The sequence below is a fragment of the Rhizobium sophorae genome (assembly GCF_013087515.1).
GTDB classification, from domain to species: domain Bacteria; phylum Pseudomonadota; class Alphaproteobacteria; order Rhizobiales; family Rhizobiaceae; genus Rhizobium; species Rhizobium sophorae.
Genome location: NZ_JABFCN010000073.1, coordinates 1 through 881 on the forward strand (window position 1 = coordinate 1; position 881 = coordinate 881).

General features: G+C 56.9%; 1 protein-coding gene. It reads left to right on the plus strand.

Annotation, left to right across the window (positions count from 1 at the left end):
* Positions 1 to 881: polysaccharide biosynthesis protein (locus tag G9X64_RS36010; RefSeq protein ID WP_171378385.1), on the plus strand; the 881-nt coding region annotated here is incomplete at both ends.

The following is an 881-nucleotide window of genomic DNA, read 5'->3' on the forward strand; positions in this document are numbered from 1 at the left end:
TGGCGTGCATAATGTGCTTCTTGCTCTTCCATCTGCATCGCGCCAGCGTCGCAACGAAATTCTGGAGCACATCCGCAAAGCCAGGGTGAATGTTCGAACATTGCCGGATCTCACCGCCCTGGCCCAGGGACGTCTCGCGGTCTCCGACATTCGTGAGCTGGAGATCGAAGATCTGCTGGGAAGAGAAGCGGTGGCGCCCCGGCAGGAATTGCTCGACAAGGCGATGCGCAACAAGGTGGTGATGGTCACGGGTGCTGGTGGCTCGATCGGCGGCGAGTTATGCCGCCAGATTCTGCGCAACGAGCCTTCCAGCCTGATCCTCCTCGATCAGAACGAGTTTGCGCTTTATAATATTGACGCCGAATTGCGGAAGCTGGCGGAACTGTACAGACATGAAAATCTGCAGATCGTCCCAATCCTCTGTTCCGTCCGGGATCAGGATCGCATGGAACATATCATGCAGAGCTGGCGACCTCAGACGCTCTATCATGCCGCCGCTTACAAGCATGTGCCGCTTGTCGAACATAATGCCGTGGAAGGCATCAAGAACAACGTCATGGGTACGCTGGTTACGGCACGCGCGGCGAGTAAATGCGGCGTCTCGAATTTCGTGCTGATCAGTACAGACAAAGCCGTGCGTCCGACGAATGTGATGGGCGCCAGCAAGAGGCTGGCGGAGATGGTTCTGCAGGCGCTCGCAGCAGAATCGGCTAGCGACAGAATGCGAACGAATTTCTCCATGGTCCGCTTCGGAAACGTCCTCGGCTCCTCCGGATCTGTCGTGCCGCTTTTCAGGCAACAGATCAAGGATGGCGGCCCCGTTACGCTGACCCATCCTGACATAACCCGCTATTTCATGACTATTTCGGAAGCCTCGCAGC